Genomic DNA, 16,752 nt, shown 5'->3' on the forward strand with positions numbered 1-16,752 from the left:
TTTGAACAGGGAGGACGGCATGTCGAAGCCGCTTAATCCTATTTGGTTGCTGATGATCGCGGCGCTCGTCTGCGCGCCTCTATCGTTCGCTTTCGCTCATGGCGCGATGCAGCGCCGGCAGAACGCCTGCATGCTGAAAATCGGCCCCGATATCATGTATTTCTCCGGCTATCAGCCTGCGGCGTCGCGCAACAGGTTCTGTGAGGACATTCCCACGACTGGCGCGACGATTTTCGTCCTCGATTATGCTCAGGACGAGCTGCGGGACATGTCGACCGACTTTCGCATCATCCGCGACATCGGCGACAAGGGGTCGCAGGAGCGCCTCGACGCCATCACCGTGGCCTACCTGCCGCCAAAGGTCTATCCGGCCGGCACGCTGAACTTTGAGCATGTCTTTAACGAGACCGGCCGATTCGTCGGGATTGTCACGGCGGACGGCCCTAACGGCGAGCACTGGGTGTCGCGGTTCCCCTTCACCGTCGGCGGCCGGCCGCTGCTCGCGCGGATGCCTTACTTTCTGTTTGCGGCCGCTGGCGTTCTCGCTCTCGTGCTGTTCGTTTGGGGAAAGGACGACCAGAGCGTGCGCGGCGGTTAGAGCGTGCGGCGCAGCGTCATGCGGCCGTCAATTTGGACGCGCATAGACTGCGCCGAGCCTTCCGAGCGTGCTGCGTACTAAGGAAGGCTCAAACGCCGGGCCGGAGGTACGTCCGGCGTTTTTTATTTTAGGGAGCCCCTCGGAACGGCCTGATTTCAAAAAACTATGCAATTTTGAAGACTTAACCTTATTCTGCCTCTTGCCGAAGCCGCGCTGTCTTGCCATCATCGCGGCCGGTTGGGGGCTGCCATGGGCGAATTGGTTAAGCGATTTTCAGGATTTAGTTACAGCGCGCAGGGCGGACTGCAGCGCGACGGCAAGCGCATTCATCTGGGCCCGCAGGCGCGTCAACTCCTTGAAATGCTTCTGGAGTCGCCTGGCGTCCTGCTCACCAAGGCCGAAATCGCCGCGCGCCTGTGGCCGGATCGCGCCGCTTCCGACGATTCGATCGACCGCTGCGCCTATCTTTTGCGGAAGCCGCTGCGCGAGGCCGGCGGCGAGGAGCTGATCGCCACCGCCTATGGCCGGGGGCTGTTGCTCCGCGGAACGGTCGAAACCATCGACGAGGGCGCGGCGCAAACGCTCCGTCTCGCGCCGTTGAGCGAGCCGCATATTCTCGATCTCTGGCAGACCGCCTATGAGCTTGCCGGCGACCGCACGCGAGAGGGCTTCGCCCGTGCGCAGGAAGCGATTGCGTCCGCCGCCCAGATCGAACCCGGCAACCCTGCGGTCTGGTCGCTCGCCGCCGACATCGCCGCGGGCCGAGTCGTGCGCGGGTTTCTTCGTCCCGCCCAGGCGGCGGCGATGATCGAGGACTTCGCCGGCCGGGCGCTCGGCGTCCTGCGCGATCATACGCCGGCGCTGGCCGTTCTCGGCTGGGCCCGGGGCGCGCTGAGGGGCAAGCTTTCCGAGGGCCTCGCGCTCCTCGATCATGCGGTCGCCGATGACCCGCTCTACGGCAAGGCGCGCGTCTACCGCAGTTGGCTGCTCGCGGCGGCCGATCGTCTCGACGAGGGTCTCGCCGATTGCGAAGAGGGCCTCGTCAACTCGCCGCACGATCAGGCGCTGCTGTCGGTGCGCGCATGGCTCATTCTCTGCGCCGGCGACCTCGAGCGGGCGCGCCGCTATGCGCGCGACGGGCTCGATTTAAGGCCCGACGCGGCGACTCTGCATCTCGTGATGTCCATCGCCTACAGCCTTCAGGGCGTTCACGAACAGGCGGTTAGCACGGCGCGCCGCGCCGTCGCCTCGAGCCCGGACGATCCCTTCCAATTGACCGTGCTCGCCTATGCGCTCGCCCGCGCCGGCCGCGCCGAGGAAGCGCAAGCGCTCATCGGCAGGCTCATTGAAGACGCCGAGCTCTATGCGCCGCCCTGCTTTCTCGGCGCGGCGTTTTTCGCTCTTGGCAAGCGCGCCGAGGCGCTCGAATCGATTAGGCGAGGCCTTTCCGACGGCTGTCCCTGGAGCTCCTTCGCACGCGTCGATCCGCGCTTCGTCGTCTTGCGGGGCGCGATCGACGGATTTGGCCGCCCGCAGCAGGCCGAGGCGCGCCCCGCCGGTTGAAATTGCCCGCGTCAGCGCTTATTGGCGCTGCACAGCATTCTTCCGGAAGGTGAAAATGATCGGCCGTCTGAACCATGTCGCTATCGCTGTCGATAGCGTCGAAAAGGCCTCCGCCGTCTATCGCGACGCCCTGGGGGCGAAGGTCTCGGCGCCAGAACGCGTCGTGGAGCATGGCGTTACGGTCGTTTTCGTCGAATTGCCGAACACCAAGATCGAGCTGCTAGAGCCATATGGCGAAAACTCGCCGATCGCCGGCTTCGTCGCGAAAAATCCAGCGGGCGGCATCCACCACATCTGCTACGAGGTCGAAGACATTATCGCCGCGCGCGAACAACTTAAGGCCTCGGGCGCGCGCGTGCTGGGCGATGGAGAGCCAAGGATCGGCGCGCATGGCAAGCCCGTGCTGTTTTTGCATCCCAAGGACTTCTGCGGCGCCTTGATCGAACTCGAGCAGGCTTAAGGCGCATATGCCCTTTTCCCTGCCGCTCGCGGCTGCGATCTACCTGACCATCTGGTGGATCGTGCTGTTCGCCGTGCTGCCGCTCGGCGTGCGCTCTTCCGAAGAGGCCGAAGAAGATCTTCCCGAGGGCGCCGACCCTGGCGCCCCCGCCTCGCCAGATCTCTTGAAAAAAGCGGGGATCACGACGGTCGTCTCGGCTGTCCTCTTCGGCCTGCTGGTGCTTTTCGCCAAGTTGACGGCATGAGAGCGGCGCGCGCCCTCCGGGGGTTGACCGGCCCGCCGCCCGCCGGTAGTTGATCGCGAGGCGCGGGACAGACGACCCGCCCGGCCGAACGGACCGACCCGCTCAGTCGACTTCGGCGGCGCCGCCCGCCGCCTCTGGTGCGAGCGCGTAGCTCAGTCGGTAGAGCACCTGACTTTTAATCAGGGGGTCGTGGGTTCGAGCCCCACCGCGCTCACCAACATTATCGCCGGCATCGCAATCAGACCGAGAATTTCGAGGGCCGAATATGGACGAATGGGTCGCGCATATCGCGGCGTCAGTCGGCATCGCGCCCGCGGTCGCGAGACTCGCCGTCGGTCACGTTTTTGGCTTCCTCCAGAAGCGCCATCCGAATGGCCCTGCCGACGAGCTGATCGAGAAAATTCCCGGCACTGAAGCCGCGATCAGGGACGCTGCGTCGGCGCCGCGGCGGGGTCTGCTCGGCGGCGTGCTCGGAGGGGTCGGCGGCCTGGTGGGCGGCGCGAAGGGCGACGTCCTTGCGCTGACGGCTCGATTGACGAGCCTGGGTCTCTCTCCCGACCAGCTTCAGAAGCTGGCCAGAGAGATCTTCGGCGGCGCGGAGCAGGTTATCGGCAGAGAGAAGCTGCAAAGCATGACTGATTCGATTCCTGGCCTATCGCAATTTCTATGGCCGAAGTCATGATTGGCGCGTCTCAGTAAAGTGCGAGGCGCGAATCGCCGGCGCCGAGCCGCCCCCGCGCAAGCCGATCCGTTGAACAGGAGCGGGCTTGCTCGCCGGCGTGGTCATCCCAGAACGCGCACGCGGAGCAAGTTGAAGACGCAGAATTGCGGGGTTCAAGGCTTGGCCGCCGGCGCGTGCGCCAAGAACCAGGTCCTTACCCAATGTCGGCGCGCATGCTCGCGCGACATTTCGACAACTCAGCGAAGCCTTTGGCGACGTTCAGGGCGTGTCGATGCGCTCCCCCATCGTCGTCCTGAAAAACGTCTTTATAGACAGCGCCCCATGCCGGACGCGCAGGGCGAGATCGGGCGGCTGTTTAGCAAAATAACTCGCATGTATAACGACGCATCTTGCCCGAACAGGAGCGCTAATGAGCTTTGCTCGAGCGAAATCCACGCCGGCAACTGCGCATCTTGTGAGTCTTGCAGCTTCCGTATCTGTAAGACGGCCGTGGTCTGAATGTCTCATAGCCATCCCCAGGCGGATTTTGCTCCCGCACCATGTTCTCCAAGACCACGGTCCCGATCGGGCCCATATCTCCTTGAGCCACAAGCGAAGTCGGACTTAGGATCGCCAATGAGACAAACACCGACGAAATCAGGCTAACCCAACGACATTTCATGCTTTTTCCCCAATTTACCAGGTAGAGCGCTCAGCTTATTAGCTATCATTGTACTTCGATCGAATACAAGAAGGCGTCTTACATTCATCTAAAGTTCATAATTCGGAACCGTTCCATAATTCTCATTTGCACTTCACCAACGACGTTAACCTCTCATCGCCGAGGTTATCCACATAGGGTCGAAGGGCCATGTTTTTTCCAAGATAAACTGCAAATATCGGTGTAACTTCTAGGTTTTAGCCATTATACATTGCACTGCAAGATGATGTTGCACTTTCGCCACAGTTGTTACTAAAAGTGGTTATCGGGATATTTAGTGGCTGGACGGATCGACCGCTCTTCGCCAACTCTGCGCCACGATGACTGGCGTGCTGGTCGTCTGATTAGAAAAAATCTCTAGAAGGATCCTCCCCATGAAGAAGCTCTCGCTTGTGGCCATCGCCGCCGTGCTCGCTACCCCCGCTTTCGCTGACCCGATCGGCGCCAACGTCGGCATCAACACCTCCGTCTCGCAGGGCGTGAACGTTGGCAGCGTCACCAACCTCGGCATCAACAACGTTGGCGTCGTCAACCAGAACGTCGCCGTCGGCGGCGGCATCACGATGGCGACCGACACGTTCAACCAGGCCAACACCAACTTCAACCTGGACACGCACGCCTTCAGCGTCGGCAGCATCGTCGACTCCGGCAACGGCGGCGACGCGGGCGACGTCAACGTCGTCGCGGTCAGCATTCCGGTTGCGCTGTCCGGCAATGAGGCCAATCAGGGCGGCCTCGCCGGCGGCCTTGCCATCCCGGTCGCGCTCTCTGCCAATGGCACGGCGCTGCAGGACGCGTCCGCGACCCCGATCGTTCCGATTAACGTTGGCGTCGGCACCGGCGACAGCACCACCTCGTCGACCGCGACTGTCGGCACGGTGCAGGCCAATCTGGCTTCACAGCGTTCGGCTTCGATCGCCGGCTCCACCCAGCAGGGCATTGGCAACGGCATCGACGCCAACGGCGGCAACGGCCAGGCCTTCATGATCACCATCAACTCCAACAACACCAGCATCGACAACACCTCGGTGTCGAGGATCGAAGTCGACACCAACATCAATGTCGCCGATCGTGGCGGCGTCGCTGGCGGCCTGCGGATCGATGACTCCTTCAACCCGATCGATATCCAGGACAATGCGATCGCGCTCGCCGGGGTCGCGGTCGCCGCGAACCACAACGCCGTCGGCAACAACGCTCCCTGATCTTAGCGAGCCTGGCTAACATCGAGGGCGGCGCGCAGCATATGTTCAAAGGATCAGTCCTATGAAGCCAATACTGCAAGCCGCCCTCGTCGTTCTCTTCGGTCTCTCTGCAATTGCGTCGCCCGCCGACGCAGCCAAGAGCCACAGGCAGAGACGATCTATAGCGGTCGTGGCTGAGGACAGTTCGCCGGCATGTCTCGGCGGCTATTTGGCGCAGACGGAAGCCCAGGATTATCTCAGAGACGACATCTGGGTCTTGGAGCCGGTTCCGGGCAGCGACAATCGCCCCTATCGCTTCGACTGTCGGCAGCCGGTTTTTTTCAGGCGTTAGCTCTTAGCGCTTTGTCTTTGAGAGTGCGCCGCCGCGCGCTTGGTCGTCATTTTTCGAGAGCTGGGAATAGACGATGTCGCGAACCTCGCTTTTAGCCGCAATCTTCCTCCTGAGCGTCATGAATTCCGCCTTTGCGCAGATGGCGACGCAAAGCGCGCCTTTCAATTTCGCATATGGGTTCACCGGCGGATCGCAGTCGTCCATCGACCTCTCGCAGTCAGGCTTCGTGAACGTCTATTATGGAGTTCAGGATTCCAATCAGGCGAATCAAGCGGTGATCAACCAGAACGGACTCAACAACTATTCGCAGATGCAGCAGATCGGCGACTCCACGGGTCAGTCTAGCGGCAGCGCGAGCGTTCGCGGCGATGGTCCGCGTTATGGCGGACAGAATTACGCGTCCGTGACCCAGAACGGCGTGGAGAACAGTTCGCAGATCACGCAAATGGGCGGCACGAATGTCGCCGCGGTTGCGCAAAACTCCCATGTCGGAAATGGTTCGGCGCCTCGCGTGCTGGTGCCGACCGACGGCCCGATCTACCAGTCTTATCAAACGCCAGAAGGCTATCTCTCTCTGTTCGCCACGGACAGCATGAGTCTGGCGATCTGGACGCCGCCAGGTCTGACGGCGACGAACAGCTTTGGACGAATGCACTAACGACGAACCTTTGACTTGATGTCCAAAGGACAGGACTACGTGAAAAAGCGAACAAAAATCGTCGTATCGTTCGCCTGCGCCGCCGGAATGGCCGGCGCGTCGACTGCGCTCGCACAGCCGGCAAGCTTCGATAAGGGCGTCGACGCTTCGATTCTGGAAGCTGAGCGCGCCATCCAAGAGCTCAACGCCGCGTCAAAAACGCGAGTGAAAGAGAAGCGTCCTGTCAGTCAGCCGGTAGCAAAAGCGGCTCCGCGGCCCGTCGTCAGAATGACGGGGCCGTGCAATCTGAACGGCAACACCCAATTTTTTCAAATTCCCTATATCGGCTTTTGCGGCGCGGTCCACGGATCCTTTACCGGTTTCCTGGGCAAGGACTTTGCGACCGAAGACATAGCGTTCACGACGCAGCGCCTTCCTGCCTATCGATACGGATGGAACGGTCTCGGATTGAGCGCCGCCGTTCCGATGTTGTACTATTGGAAAAATCCGCTCGTCGGCAAGACAACGTCCGGCGCTTATACCGGCACCTACAGCATGGTGAATTTTCTGGCGTTCCGGAACACGGATTACGGAACGATCTCCGTGTTCATCAACGCCGGATTGTTCGCCAGGACGGTAAAAAATTATGAAGGCGAAACGCGCATCACGCTGAATCAACTTTACGGAAACTACTGGAGGGGCGCCTTCGATCAGGCCTGGGTTCAATGGGGCGGGCTGCGCGTTGGACTCCAGCCGTCGCTGTTCAGTTTCAGCCGTACCGGCTACACCTTCATGCCGGGCTACGCGTCCTACATGACGACGCCGGCGGTTTCGTACACCCACAGAATCGAAAATATCAACGTTCTCCCAGGTCTCCTGCCGCGCTTGGGCGCCTCGATCAGCGTATCGGCTGAAGATCCGACGCTGAGGCGTTATCCGGACGGGGTTCTGTCGAGATATCCGACGGGCATGGGATACCCGGACTTTGTCGCGCAATTGCGCGTCGGCGCGCCCGCCTTCGTCATCCACGCGTCGGGAGCGATGCACGAAATCAGGGATGTTTCCGCCAACGCTTACAATTCCTTCATGCCGAAATACTCCACGTGGGGCTGGGCTGCGCAGCTCGCCGGCGAATATCGTTGGAAGTGGAGCGGGCTCATCGGTCCCCTTGGCGGCGAAATGTACGGCAAGGCCATGCTATCGGCGACCGCCACTCAAGGCGCGCTGTCGTACCTCGGCATGCCGTATATGTCGATCGACTATGTGAGCAGCTCGACTGGAACGATCCAGAGGAGTTCCGGTCAGTCATTGATGGGATCCTACGAACATCTTTGGACTCCCGTGTTCAAGACCTCGATCACCGGAGCGGCGTTTCAGAGCTACATGGGCTCCGCCCCCGAGTTTCTGGGTTTCGGCAACGTCGCTTTCGGCTTCAATACGCAAGTCAGAGGTCAGCGCGTCGTCGGAAACGCCGAGTATTGGGCCGGCGAGGGATGGGCGTTCGGGCTGGAAGGCGGTTGGACATGGAGCCAGGCCAACGGCCAATACCTCGGCGGACGCGGCCTGCCAGTGGCCGTCAACTTCCCGAACGTCCTCACCTATATGCGAAAGGCCTTTTGATGAGGCTGGAGACATGTGGCGTTTCGGCCACATCGAGGATTCTATCGCAGTTCGTCGAGGTCGAAACGATCGACCGCGGCGCGCTGCAAAGCTAGGGTGACTGTAGGCAGTATCCGAACAACGAAGGCCAACTTCCAGGGACCAGACTCATGAAAAAGCTGATCGCGACAATATCCTTCTGCACGCTCGCTGCCGGTTCGGCCCTCGCCGACGGTCAGAACAATCAGAACCAGAATCAGTCCCAAGCGTACGGCAACAATTATTCGGCCGTCACACAGATCGGCGTGAACAATAACGCCGCCGTCGTTCAAAACGGCTCGGTCGGCGGAAGCATGGTCGATCTTGGATCGGGCAACCAGAATCAGAGCAATGTAAACATCGATAAGCAAGCCTTCGCGATCGGCAGCATCATCGACTCCGCAGGCGCCACGATCAGCAAGACGGACTCTGACAACATCTCCATTTCCAATAATGCGCAAGCCTCGATCGTCACGCCCATCCAATAGGCGCGGGGAAACGAAAGACGGCCGAGACCAGAAAACCCCAGCCCCCGGCTGGGGTTTGCGCTTTCAAGGACGTCGCCTCAGCGAGGCGGCCCGCCTTGGCGTTCACCGATCAAATGAGACCTTGCGCCCGCTGGCGCGCCGGGCCCACGCGGTCTATTGGGGCTGATATTTGCCCGCTCTGAAGATTCCGCTCTGCGATTGGCCATCGGGCAAGCTCATCGTTCCCTGTCCGTCCGGCTCGCCATTCTGGAACTCGCCGCGGTAGGAGGCGCCATTCGGCAGGGTGAGAATGCCCTTGCCGTGCGGACGTCCGTCGCGGAATTCGCCCACATATTTCTTGCCGTCGGGAAATGTATAAGCGCCCTTGCCGACGATCCGGCCGTTGACGAATTCGCCGCTGTAGCTTTCGCCGTTGGCGATCGTGTAAGTGCCTTTGCCGTGACGGATGCCGTCGCGGAACTCGCCGACGTATTGTCCGCCGGACGCGAAGGTGATCGTGCCGCGACCGGTCGCTTTTCCGTCGCGGAACTCGCCTGCATAAAAGTCGCCGTTTGGAAACTTCAATCCGCCGACGCAGCGCTTCCAAGGCGTCGCCAAACTGACGTCGCAAGGCGGCAGACCGTTTTTCGACCCCTTCTGTTCCTTCTGCGCCGCGCTGCCGGCGTTCGGCTTCACGGCAAGTTCGCCGTCAACGAACTTTCCGGAGAACTTCTTGCCGTCTGGCATGGTGACGGCGCCCATGCCATTGGGAACGTCCTCCTTGAACTGGCCGACATAGATTTTTCCGTCAGCAGCCACCAATTTGCCCTGCCCGCTTTTCTTCCCGTCCTTGAAATTGCCGGTGTAGGACTCGCCGTCAGGATGTGTGATGGTTCCCTTGCCGTTTGGCGCGCCGTCGCGGAATTCGCCCCCGTATTTCTTGCCGTCCGTGAAAATGAGCGCGCCTTTGCCGTTGGCCTTGCCGCCCTTCATCTCTCCGATATAGCGGTTGCCGTCCGGCGCGGTTACGACGCCGAAGCACTGCTTCGAGATGTTTTCCTCGGAGCATTTTGGCAGTTTGCTTTGCGCCGACGCGGAGAGCGAAACGCCGGACGCGCCCGCACAAAGCGCAAGCAGGAAGATGCCGCGGCGGAAATTCGAGACTGAAGCGTAAGGCATGGCAAAACCTGCGCTGGTGAGGCGACGGAACTGTGAGCCTTATAGCCTAGTCGAAAATTAGAACAACGAACTTTTTCAAGGGCGAATTCGCTAAAATCCATGAGAGCGGATTGTTCAGCGGTCTTTGAGCATGCACGCGAACAGCGCGACGCCGCTCATTGCGGGCCGGTGAGCTTCGTCGCCAACAGGGCGATGGTTTTTACGTAAACGCGCGCCTGATTCCACTCGAGCAGAACCGCGAAGTTGGGCTCGCCTTCATTCCAGCCCGCGCCCGTGCGCCAACCTTTCCCCTTGAGGAAATTCGCCGTCGAGGCGAGCGCGTCTGGCGTGGATCGTATGAGATCACGTCTGCCGTCGCCGTCGAAATCGACGCCATATTTCAGATAGGAGGAAGGCATGAATTGCGTCTGGCCGATTTCGCCAGCCCAGTCGCCGCGCATCTGCGCCGGAGACATGTCGCCGCGCTCGACGATTCTCATCGCGTGCTTCAGCTCTTCGTGAAATTGCGCGGAGCGCCTGCAGTCATAGGCGAGCGTCGCGAGCGCCTGCATCGTCCTGAAGCGCCCATTGTCGGCGCCAAAGCCGGTTTCCAATCCCCAGATCGCCACGAGCACCGCTCCGGGAACGCCATAACGCGCCTCGATCTGTGCGAGAAGCGCCGCGTGCCGCTGAAGCAGCGCCCGCGCCTTGCTCAAGCGGCCGGGCGTCACCAGGCGGCTCGAAAACTTCTCGAAACTTTGGTGAAAAATCCGCTGTCCGCGATCGCGGCCAATCACCGCGTGATCATAGGCTACGCCACTCAACGCAGCGTCGAGCGTCCGTTGTGAAACGCCTTCCGCCAGGGCGTCGCGTTTCACCTCCTCGAGCCACTGGCTAAAGCCGGCTGGCGACGATCCGCAGGGCGCGGCGCGCGCCGACACGGCGCACGCGCCCAAAGCCAGCGCGCTGGCGGCAAGTAACACGCCCCACGCCTTGGCGCTTTTCGACAGCCGGTTCATGCCCGGCAGTTTAGTGGGCCTGCGAAGGCGCTGCAATCAGCCGCGCACCCTCACGGCGCCCGACCCTTGGCGGAATGCGCGGCCGGCGCCGGCATTCCTCAAGCGACGCGCTGAATCAGCGGCGCTTTGCCTTGAACTGGCGTTTGCACGCGCTTGAAAGCTCGTTCATATGCGTGCGCAGGCATCTTTCGACGGCGATCGCATTGGGCTCGTCCGCCGCGCAGAACTTGTGGGAATCGCGCTCGCAGGCCGTGCGCTGCTTGTCCATCGTCCGAGCTGTCGCGGGATTGAACGCGGCGAGGCCAATGAAGGCGGAAAGAGAAAAGATCAACAGCTTACTCATCGGTTGCTCTTTCGTTTAGGCTAACGACCGCTGCGCAAAGTGCGCGACGCGGCCAGAGCGATACCTGTATCGAGCGTGGTCGATATCAAGTACGACGCCTGCCTGCTAATCGCGACAGAGAGGCATCTCAGGCGTAACTTCCGGCACGATCAGCCGCGCGCCAGTAGAGGCGACGATATCCGCGACGCTGACGCCGGGCGCGCGCTCGCGTAGCGCCAGCCCCTCATCGGTCGGCTCAATGACGGCAAGCTCCGTCACGATCAGGCTGACGCGCCGCGTCGCCGTCGGTGGCAAGGTCAGAGATTCGACGATCTTCGGCTCGCCCTTGGCGACGTGCTGCATCGCGATGATGACGCGCTTGGCGCCCGCGACGAGGTCCATGGCGCCGCCCATCCCCGGCGTAAACTTTCCTGGAATCATCCAACTGGCGAGGCGTCCCGCGGCGTCGATCTGCAACGCGCCAAGCACCGCCATGTCGACATGGCCGCCTCGAATCAGCGCGAAGCTCGTCGCGCTATCGAAACTGGCGGCGCCCGGCAACGACATGATGAGTCCGCCGCTGGCGTCAATGAGATCGCGATTCTCCATTCCCTCCGGCGGCGGCGCGCTGAAGCCGATAAGGCCATTTTCGCTCTGCATGGCGACGGACATCCCCGGCGGGATGAAACGCGCCACGAGAGTCGGCAGGCCGATCCCGAGATTGACGAGCATGCCGTCGCGCAGCTCAAGAGCGACACGGCGGGCGATGATTTCCTTGGCGTCCATCAGCGCGCCCTGCCCACGATGTGCGTGACGAGCACGCCCGGCGTGCGCACCGCGTCGGGCGGGATGACTCCTACGGGCACGATCTCGTCGGGTTCGACGATGACGCAGTCCGCGGCGAAGGCCATGACCGGGTTGAAATTGGCGGCCGTCAGACGATAGGTCAGATTGCCGTAATAGTCGGCCTCATGCGCGCGCAGCAGGGCGAAATCCGCTCGCAGCGGCTTCTCGATGAGAAAGCTCGCGCCGTCAATCTCGATGACCTGCTTGTCCTGCGCGACGACCGTTCCCACGCCGGTCGGCGTCAGGACGCCGCCCAGCCCGCTGCCCGCGGCGCGGATTCGTTCGGCGAGCGTGCCTTGCGGTATGAGCTCCACGTCGATCGCGCCGGCGCTCATCAATCGCTGCGTGGTCGGATTGGTGCCGATATGCGAGACCTCCACGCGCGCAACGCATCCCGCTTCGATCAGCCTGCCGACGCCGACCGTCGGATAGGCTGTGTCGTTGCCGATGATCGTCAGTGCGCGCGCGCCACGCGCGACGAGCGCGTCGATCAACCGATCAGGCGACCCGACGCCGAGGAAGCCCCCGATCATGACGCGCGCTCCATCGGGAACGAGCTGCGCTGCGGCTTCGGCGGTGATCGCGCTTTTTCTCATTCGCCGAGCCCTGCTTATCGTGTGGGCGTATCCAGATAGTGCGTTTCGGAAACGTCACGCAGGCGCGCCGCCGCGGCTTCCGGCGTGATGTCGCGTTGCGGTTCGCCCAGCAACTCGAAGCCCACCATAAATTTCCGCACGCTCGCCGAACGCAGCAGCGGCGGATAGAAATGCGCATGAAAATGCCAGTCGGCGTGCGGCGCGCCGTCTGTCGGACGCTGGTGGAACCCCATCGAATAGGGGAAGTCGGTTTCGAACAGATTATCGTAGCGAATGGTCAGCCGACGAAGGATGTCGGCGAGCCCCTGCGCCTCCTCCCCGGTAAGATCAGCGAAAGAGCCGATATGCCTTGTTGCGAGCACCATCGTCTCGAACGGCCAGATCGCCCAGAAAGGCACAAGCGCGACGAAATGGTCGTTGCGGCAAACGATCCGCTCGCCGAGTCTTTCTTCAAGCGCCAGATAATCGCAAAGGAGACAAGATCCGTTCTGCGCCAGATATGCGCCCTGCCGCTTCGATTCCTTGACTGCTTCGTTCGGAACGCTGTGGGTCGCCCAGATCTGGCAGTGCGGATGCGGATTGCTGGCGCCCATCGCCGCGCCGCGATTTTCGAAAATCTGCACGTAATTGATCGCGTCGAGTTCGCCCAGACCAATGGTTTCCTCCCGCCATGCGTCAATGACGGGAACGATCTCGGGAACGGTCATGCGCGACAGAGTCAGATCGTGGCGCGGCGAGAAGCACAGCACACGACATCCGCCGGGCTCGCTTTGCGCGACAAGCAGTCCGCCTTGAACGATCTCCTCCGCTGACGCCTGCGGCGTGAGCGCCGCGAAGTCGTTATCGAACGCAAAAACGCCCCTATAGGCCGGGTTGCGTTCGCCATTCGCCCGCGCGTTTCCAGGACACAAATAGCAGGTTGGATCGTATCGAGGTCGTTCTGAAGCATGGGTCTTTTCGACCTGGCCTTGCCATGGACGGCCGGTCCGATGCGGCGAGACAAGCACCCACTCGCCCGTGAGCTGGTTGAGACGGCGATGTGAGGCGTTGCTGAGCAAGGACACGAGCCGCTCCTAATCGCCGACAGGGCCCGCGCCAGGACCGGGCACGCAGGTGAGGATGGGCGGCATAACGCCGGTCGCGGCGCGATATCTGTCAGCCATCGCCTGCGCGAAGGCGTCAGCGCGGCTCGCTTCCACCAGATTGATGGTGCAGCCGCCAAATCCGCCGCCCATCATCCGCGCGCCGTAGACTCCCGGAAGGTCGCGTGCGATCTCGACCATGAGATCGAGTTCGGCGCAGCTCACCTCATAGTCGTCGCGCAGACTTTCATGCGAAAGATACATGAGACGGCCGCATTCCTTGAGGTCGCCCGCGTCCAGCGCCGCTGCGGCGCGCAGCGTGCGGTCGATCTCGCCCACGACGTGCCGCGCGCGGCGAAAGATTAGCTCGGGCATCGCGTCGGCGTGGCGTATCAATTGGGCGAATGTCACGTCCCGCAACGCCGATACGCCGTCGAGCCGCGTCGAGAGCGCCGCGACCGCGCGCTCGCAGTCCTCGCGACGCGAATTATATTCATCGCTCGCGAGTTGATGGCGCACCATCGTGTCGCAAATGACAAGACGCGCGTTTGGATCTATCGCAACTTTCCGCGAAACGAGACTGCGGCAGTCGAGCAGCAGGGCGCTCCCTTCGACGGCGCAGCACGATATGTATTGGTCCATAATGCCGCAGCGAACGCCGACGAATTGGTTTTCGGCGCGCTGACAGATCTTGGCGAGTTCGACTCTGTCGACCTCGCAGCCGGAGATCGTCAAAAGCGCGAAGCCCGCGGCGACTTCGAACGCCGCCGAGGCCGAGAGTCCGGCGCCGATGGGCAGATTTCCGTCGAGGACGATATCGGCGCCGCTCAGCTTGTAACCAGCGCGCTCAAGAAAAATCGCCACGCCACGCACATAATCGGTCCAGTCGCCGCGCGGCTGAGCATTCGCGTCATCAAGGTCGAATTCGATGACTTCATCCATCACAAGCGAGCCTATCCGCAGGCGGCGGTCGGAACGCGACGCAATGGCCGCCCAGATCGAGAGATCAAGCGCCGCCGGCATGACGAAGCCGTCATTGTAATCGGTATGCTCGCCAATGAGATTGATGCGGCCCGGCGCCCGAAAGAGGCGTGGCTCACGCTCGAAACTGCGGCGGAAGGCGGCAATCAGATCTTGCTCGATCCTCGACTCCATTCCGGCCACAATCCCATTGTCATCAAATCGTCAAGGCGACGCCGCATCGGATTGGCGGTAGGGGATCAAATGATAGTCCGCCCATGACACGTCAACGGCTTGGCGTTTGCTACTATCCTGAACATTGGCCTCAGTCACGCTGGAGCGAAGACGCGGCCATGATGAAGGAGCTAGGTCTCTCCTTTGTTCGGATTGGCGAATTCGCCTGGTCGCGGCTGGAGCCCAGCGAGCGCGCCTATCGCTTCGAATGGCTGAGCCGGGCTATCGAGACGCTTGACCGCGCCGGACTCAAGGTCGCGCTTGGGACGCCGACGGCGACGCCGCCCAAATGGCTCGTCGACAAGATGCCCGAGATGGCGGCGCTCGACGCCTACGGCAGGCTGCGCAAATTCGGTTCGCGCCGCCATTATTGTTTCAGCCACGAAGGCTACGCTCAAGAATGTGACCGCATCGTCGAGCTTCTGGCGCACGCCTTCGGCGGCCATCCCGCCGTAGCGGCGTGGCAGACCGACAATGAATATGGCTGCCACGACACGGTGCTCAGCTATTCGCCGGCCGCTCTGCAGGCGTTTCGGCGATGGTGCGAGACTAAATATCGCACGATCGAAACGCTGAACGAAGCCTGGGGCAATGTCTTCTGGTCGATGGACTATCGAAGCTTCGATGAGATTGAGCTGCCGAACCTGACCGTCACCGAAGCCAATCCATCGCATCTGATGGATTTTCAGCGTTTCTCGTCGGATCAGGTCGTCGCCTTCAATCGCCGCCAAGCGCAAATCATCCGGCGTCATGCGCCGGACGCGACGATCCTCCATAATTTCATGGGCGCGTTCGTCGACTTTGATCACTACGCGCTCTCAGACGATCTCGACGTCGCCGCGTGGGACAGCTACCCGCTCGGCTTTCTGGAACGCTCCTCTCACGACGACGCTTTCAAGCTGCGCTACATGCGCGTGGGCGATCCTGACTTTCAGGCCTTTCATCACGATCTCTACCGCGCCTGCGGGCGCGGCCGATGGCAGGTGATGGAGCAGCAGCCGGGGCCGGTGAATTGGGCGCCGTGGAATCCGGCCCCCGCGAGAGGCGCCGTGCGGCTCTGGACCTTCGAGGCCTTCGCCGCCGGCGCCGAGGCGGTGAGTTATTTTCGCTGGCGGCAGGCGCCTTTCGCGCAAGAGCAGATGCATGAAGCGCTGATGCTGCCAAACGCCGCGCCGAACGACGCCTATCATGACGTCGCGCGCATTTCGAAATCACTCGCCGAGCTTGATGCGCGGGTCGAAACGGCCCGGGCGCAAGTCGCTCTGGTTTTCGACTATGAAAGCGCCTGGGCGTGGCGCATCCAGCCGCAAGGCCAGGACTTCGCCTATTTCGATCTCGTCATGTGCTTCTATCGGGCGTTGCGGCGCGCGGGACTTTCCGTCGACGTCGTTCCGCCGACCGCGGCGGCGATCGCGGATCGAATGCTGATCATCGCTCCCGCGCTTTTTGCGCCGTCTCACGACTTCGCGGACGCGCTGGCGCAAAGCGGCGCGACCATTCTGCTTGGCCCGCGCACGGGATCGAAGACCGCTGATTTTCAAATACCCGCGGATCTCCCTCCCGGCGTTTTGCGACGCATCATCGACATTCGCGTCAGACGTGCCGAAAGCCTTCGACCAGGCGCACGGATTACGCTTTCCGGACTAGGCGCTTTCGTGCGGTGGCGCGAATTCTTGGCTCTCGGCGAGAACGTCGCGCCCGAGTTCACATCGGAAGACGGCGAAACTGCGCTCGCGCGATCCGAGAAGGTCCTTTATCTCGCCGGTTGGCCGGACGAAGAATTGCTAAACAACATGCTGCGCCATGTTGTTCATGTCGCCGGCATGTCGACGCTCGCCCTACCGGAGGATATCCGCGTCCGCGATAATGGCGCAATGCGCTACATCTTCAATTACGGCGCCGTGACTACGGACATCTCAACCCTCGTCGGCGACGAAGCTCTATTGCTGGGCGAGCGTCTTCTCGAACCCTGCGGCGTCGCGGCCTTCAGGCGTCGTGATTGACCGCCACACG

18 protein-coding genes and 1 tRNA gene are annotated in these 16,752 nt (G+C 61.8%); 12 read left to right on the forward strand and 7 right to left on the reverse strand.

Annotation, left to right across the window (positions count from 1 at the left end):
• The first annotated feature begins 19 nt into the window (after positions 1-19).
• From A3OO_RS0100985 to A3OO_RS0101045, 11 genes are all read left to right on the forward strand, one after another.
• The gene (locus A3OO_RS0100985) at positions 20-598 is read left to right on the forward strand and encodes a hypothetical protein (protein ID WP_018405965.1); all 579 of its coding nucleotides are present in this window, start codon (positions 20-22) and stop codon (positions 596-598) included.
• 249 nt (positions 599-847) lie between these two features.
• A complete protein-coding gene (locus A3OO_RS0100990) occupies positions 848-2,161 on the forward strand; it encodes a winged helix-turn-helix domain-containing protein (RefSeq protein WP_018405966.1) in 1,314 nt (437 codons plus the stop codon).
• A gap of 55 nt (positions 2,162-2,216) precedes the next feature.
• On the forward strand, positions 2,217-2,621 hold the full coding sequence (mce, locus tag A3OO_RS0100995) for a methylmalonyl-CoA epimerase (protein ID WP_026222572.1): 405 nt from the start codon (positions 2,217-2,219) through the stop codon (positions 2,619-2,621).
• Positions 2,622-2,628: 7 nt separating this feature from the next.
• A complete protein-coding gene (locus A3OO_RS0101000) occupies positions 2,629-2,865 on the forward strand; it encodes a DUF1467 family protein (RefSeq protein ID WP_018405968.1) in 237 nt (78 codons plus the stop codon).
• A 141-nt stretch (positions 2,866-3,006) separates the two neighbouring features.
• Positions 3,007-3,082 (forward strand) — tRNA-Lys (locus A3OO_RS0101005).
• 48 nt (positions 3,083-3,130) lie between these two features.
• Entirely contained in the window at positions 3,131-3,547 is a 417-nt protein-coding gene (locus A3OO_RS0101010; RefSeq protein WP_018405969.1) for a hypothetical protein, read from the forward strand.
• A 1,074-nt stretch (positions 3,548-4,621) separates the two neighbouring features.
• Positions 4,622-5,449: a hypothetical protein gene (locus tag A3OO_RS0101015; protein ID WP_018405970.1), complete on the forward strand. Its 828-nt coding sequence runs from the start codon at positions 4,622-4,624 to the stop codon at positions 5,447-5,449.
• A 61-nt stretch (positions 5,450-5,510) separates the two neighbouring features.
• The gene (locus tag A3OO_RS0101020; protein ID WP_018405971.1) at positions 5,511-5,780 is read left to right on the forward strand and encodes a hypothetical protein; all 270 of its coding nucleotides are present in this window, start codon (positions 5,511-5,513) and stop codon (positions 5,778-5,780) included.
• Between the two features lie 73 nt (positions 5,781-5,853).
• Positions 5,854-6,438: a hypothetical protein gene (locus A3OO_RS0101030; RefSeq protein WP_040573341.1), complete on the forward strand. Its 585-nt coding sequence runs from the start codon at positions 5,854-5,856 to the stop codon at positions 6,436-6,438.
• Positions 6,439-6,477: 39 nt separating this feature from the next.
• Positions 6,478-8,037: a porin gene (locus tag A3OO_RS0101035; RefSeq protein ID WP_156824720.1), complete on the forward strand. Its 1,560-nt coding sequence runs from the start codon at positions 6,478-6,480 to the stop codon at positions 8,035-8,037.
• A 149-nt stretch (positions 8,038-8,186) separates the two neighbouring features.
• Positions 8,187-8,543 (forward strand): hypothetical protein, encoded by a 357-nt coding sequence (locus tag A3OO_RS0101045; protein ID WP_018405976.1) that lies wholly within the window; start codon positions 8,187-8,189, stop codon positions 8,541-8,543.
• Positions 8,544-8,696: 153 nt separating this feature from the next.
• Here the strand turns inward: A3OO_RS0101045 and A3OO_RS0101050 are convergent, their stop codons facing one another.
• From A3OO_RS0101050 to galK, 7 genes are all read right to left on the reverse strand, one after another.
• On the reverse strand, positions 8,697-9,701 hold the full coding sequence (locus A3OO_RS0101050) for an MORN repeat-containing protein (RefSeq protein WP_018405977.1): 1,005 nt from the start codon (positions 9,699-9,701) through the stop codon (positions 8,697-8,699).
• 155 nt (positions 9,702-9,856) lie between these two features.
• On the reverse strand, positions 9,857-10,699 hold the full coding sequence (locus A3OO_RS0101055; RefSeq protein WP_018405978.1) for a lytic murein transglycosylase: 843 nt from the start codon (positions 10,697-10,699) through the stop codon (positions 9,857-9,859).
• A 115-nt stretch (positions 10,700-10,814) separates the two neighbouring features.
• Positions 10,815-11,042, reverse strand: a complete 228-nt coding sequence (locus tag A3OO_RS0101060; RefSeq protein ID WP_018405979.1) for a hypothetical protein — start codon at positions 11,040-11,042, stop codon at positions 10,815-10,817.
• A 105-nt stretch (positions 11,043-11,147) separates the two neighbouring features.
• Positions 11,148-11,807 carry a 3-oxoacid CoA-transferase subunit B gene (locus A3OO_RS0101065; RefSeq protein ID WP_018405980.1) on the reverse strand — a complete coding sequence of 220 codons (660 nt, stop codon included), beginning with the start codon at positions 11,805-11,807 and terminating at the stop codon, positions 11,148-11,150.
• On the reverse strand, positions 11,807-12,463 hold the full coding sequence (locus A3OO_RS0101070) for a CoA transferase subunit A (RefSeq protein WP_018405981.1): 657 nt from the start codon (positions 12,461-12,463) through the stop codon (positions 11,807-11,809). The genes A3OO_RS0101065 and A3OO_RS0101070 overlap by 1 nt, the downstream gene beginning before the upstream one ends.
• A 14-nt stretch (positions 12,464-12,477) precedes the next feature.
• Positions 12,478-13,527: a UDP-glucose--hexose-1-phosphate uridylyltransferase gene (locus A3OO_RS0101075; protein WP_026222573.1), complete on the reverse strand. Its 1,050-nt coding sequence runs from the start codon at positions 13,525-13,527 to the stop codon at positions 12,478-12,480.
• A 9-nt stretch (positions 13,528-13,536) separates the two neighbouring features.
• The gene (galK, locus tag A3OO_RS0101080) at positions 13,537-14,700 is read right to left on the reverse strand and encodes a galactokinase (RefSeq protein WP_018405983.1); all 1,164 of its coding nucleotides are present in this window, start codon (positions 14,698-14,700) and stop codon (positions 13,537-13,539) included.
• An 83-nt stretch (positions 14,701-14,783) separates the two neighbouring features.
• Here galK and A3OO_RS0101085 point away from each other — a divergent pair, with 83 nt between their 5' ends.
• Entirely contained in the window at positions 14,784-16,742 is a 1,959-nt protein-coding gene (locus A3OO_RS0101085) for a beta-galactosidase (protein ID WP_026222574.1), read from the forward strand.
• The last annotated feature ends 10 nt before the right edge of the window (positions 16,743-16,752 follow it).

This window comes from Methylocystis rosea SV97, from assembly GCF_000372845.1.
GTDB lineage: Bacteria > Pseudomonadota > Alphaproteobacteria > Rhizobiales > Beijerinckiaceae > Methylocystis > Methylocystis rosea.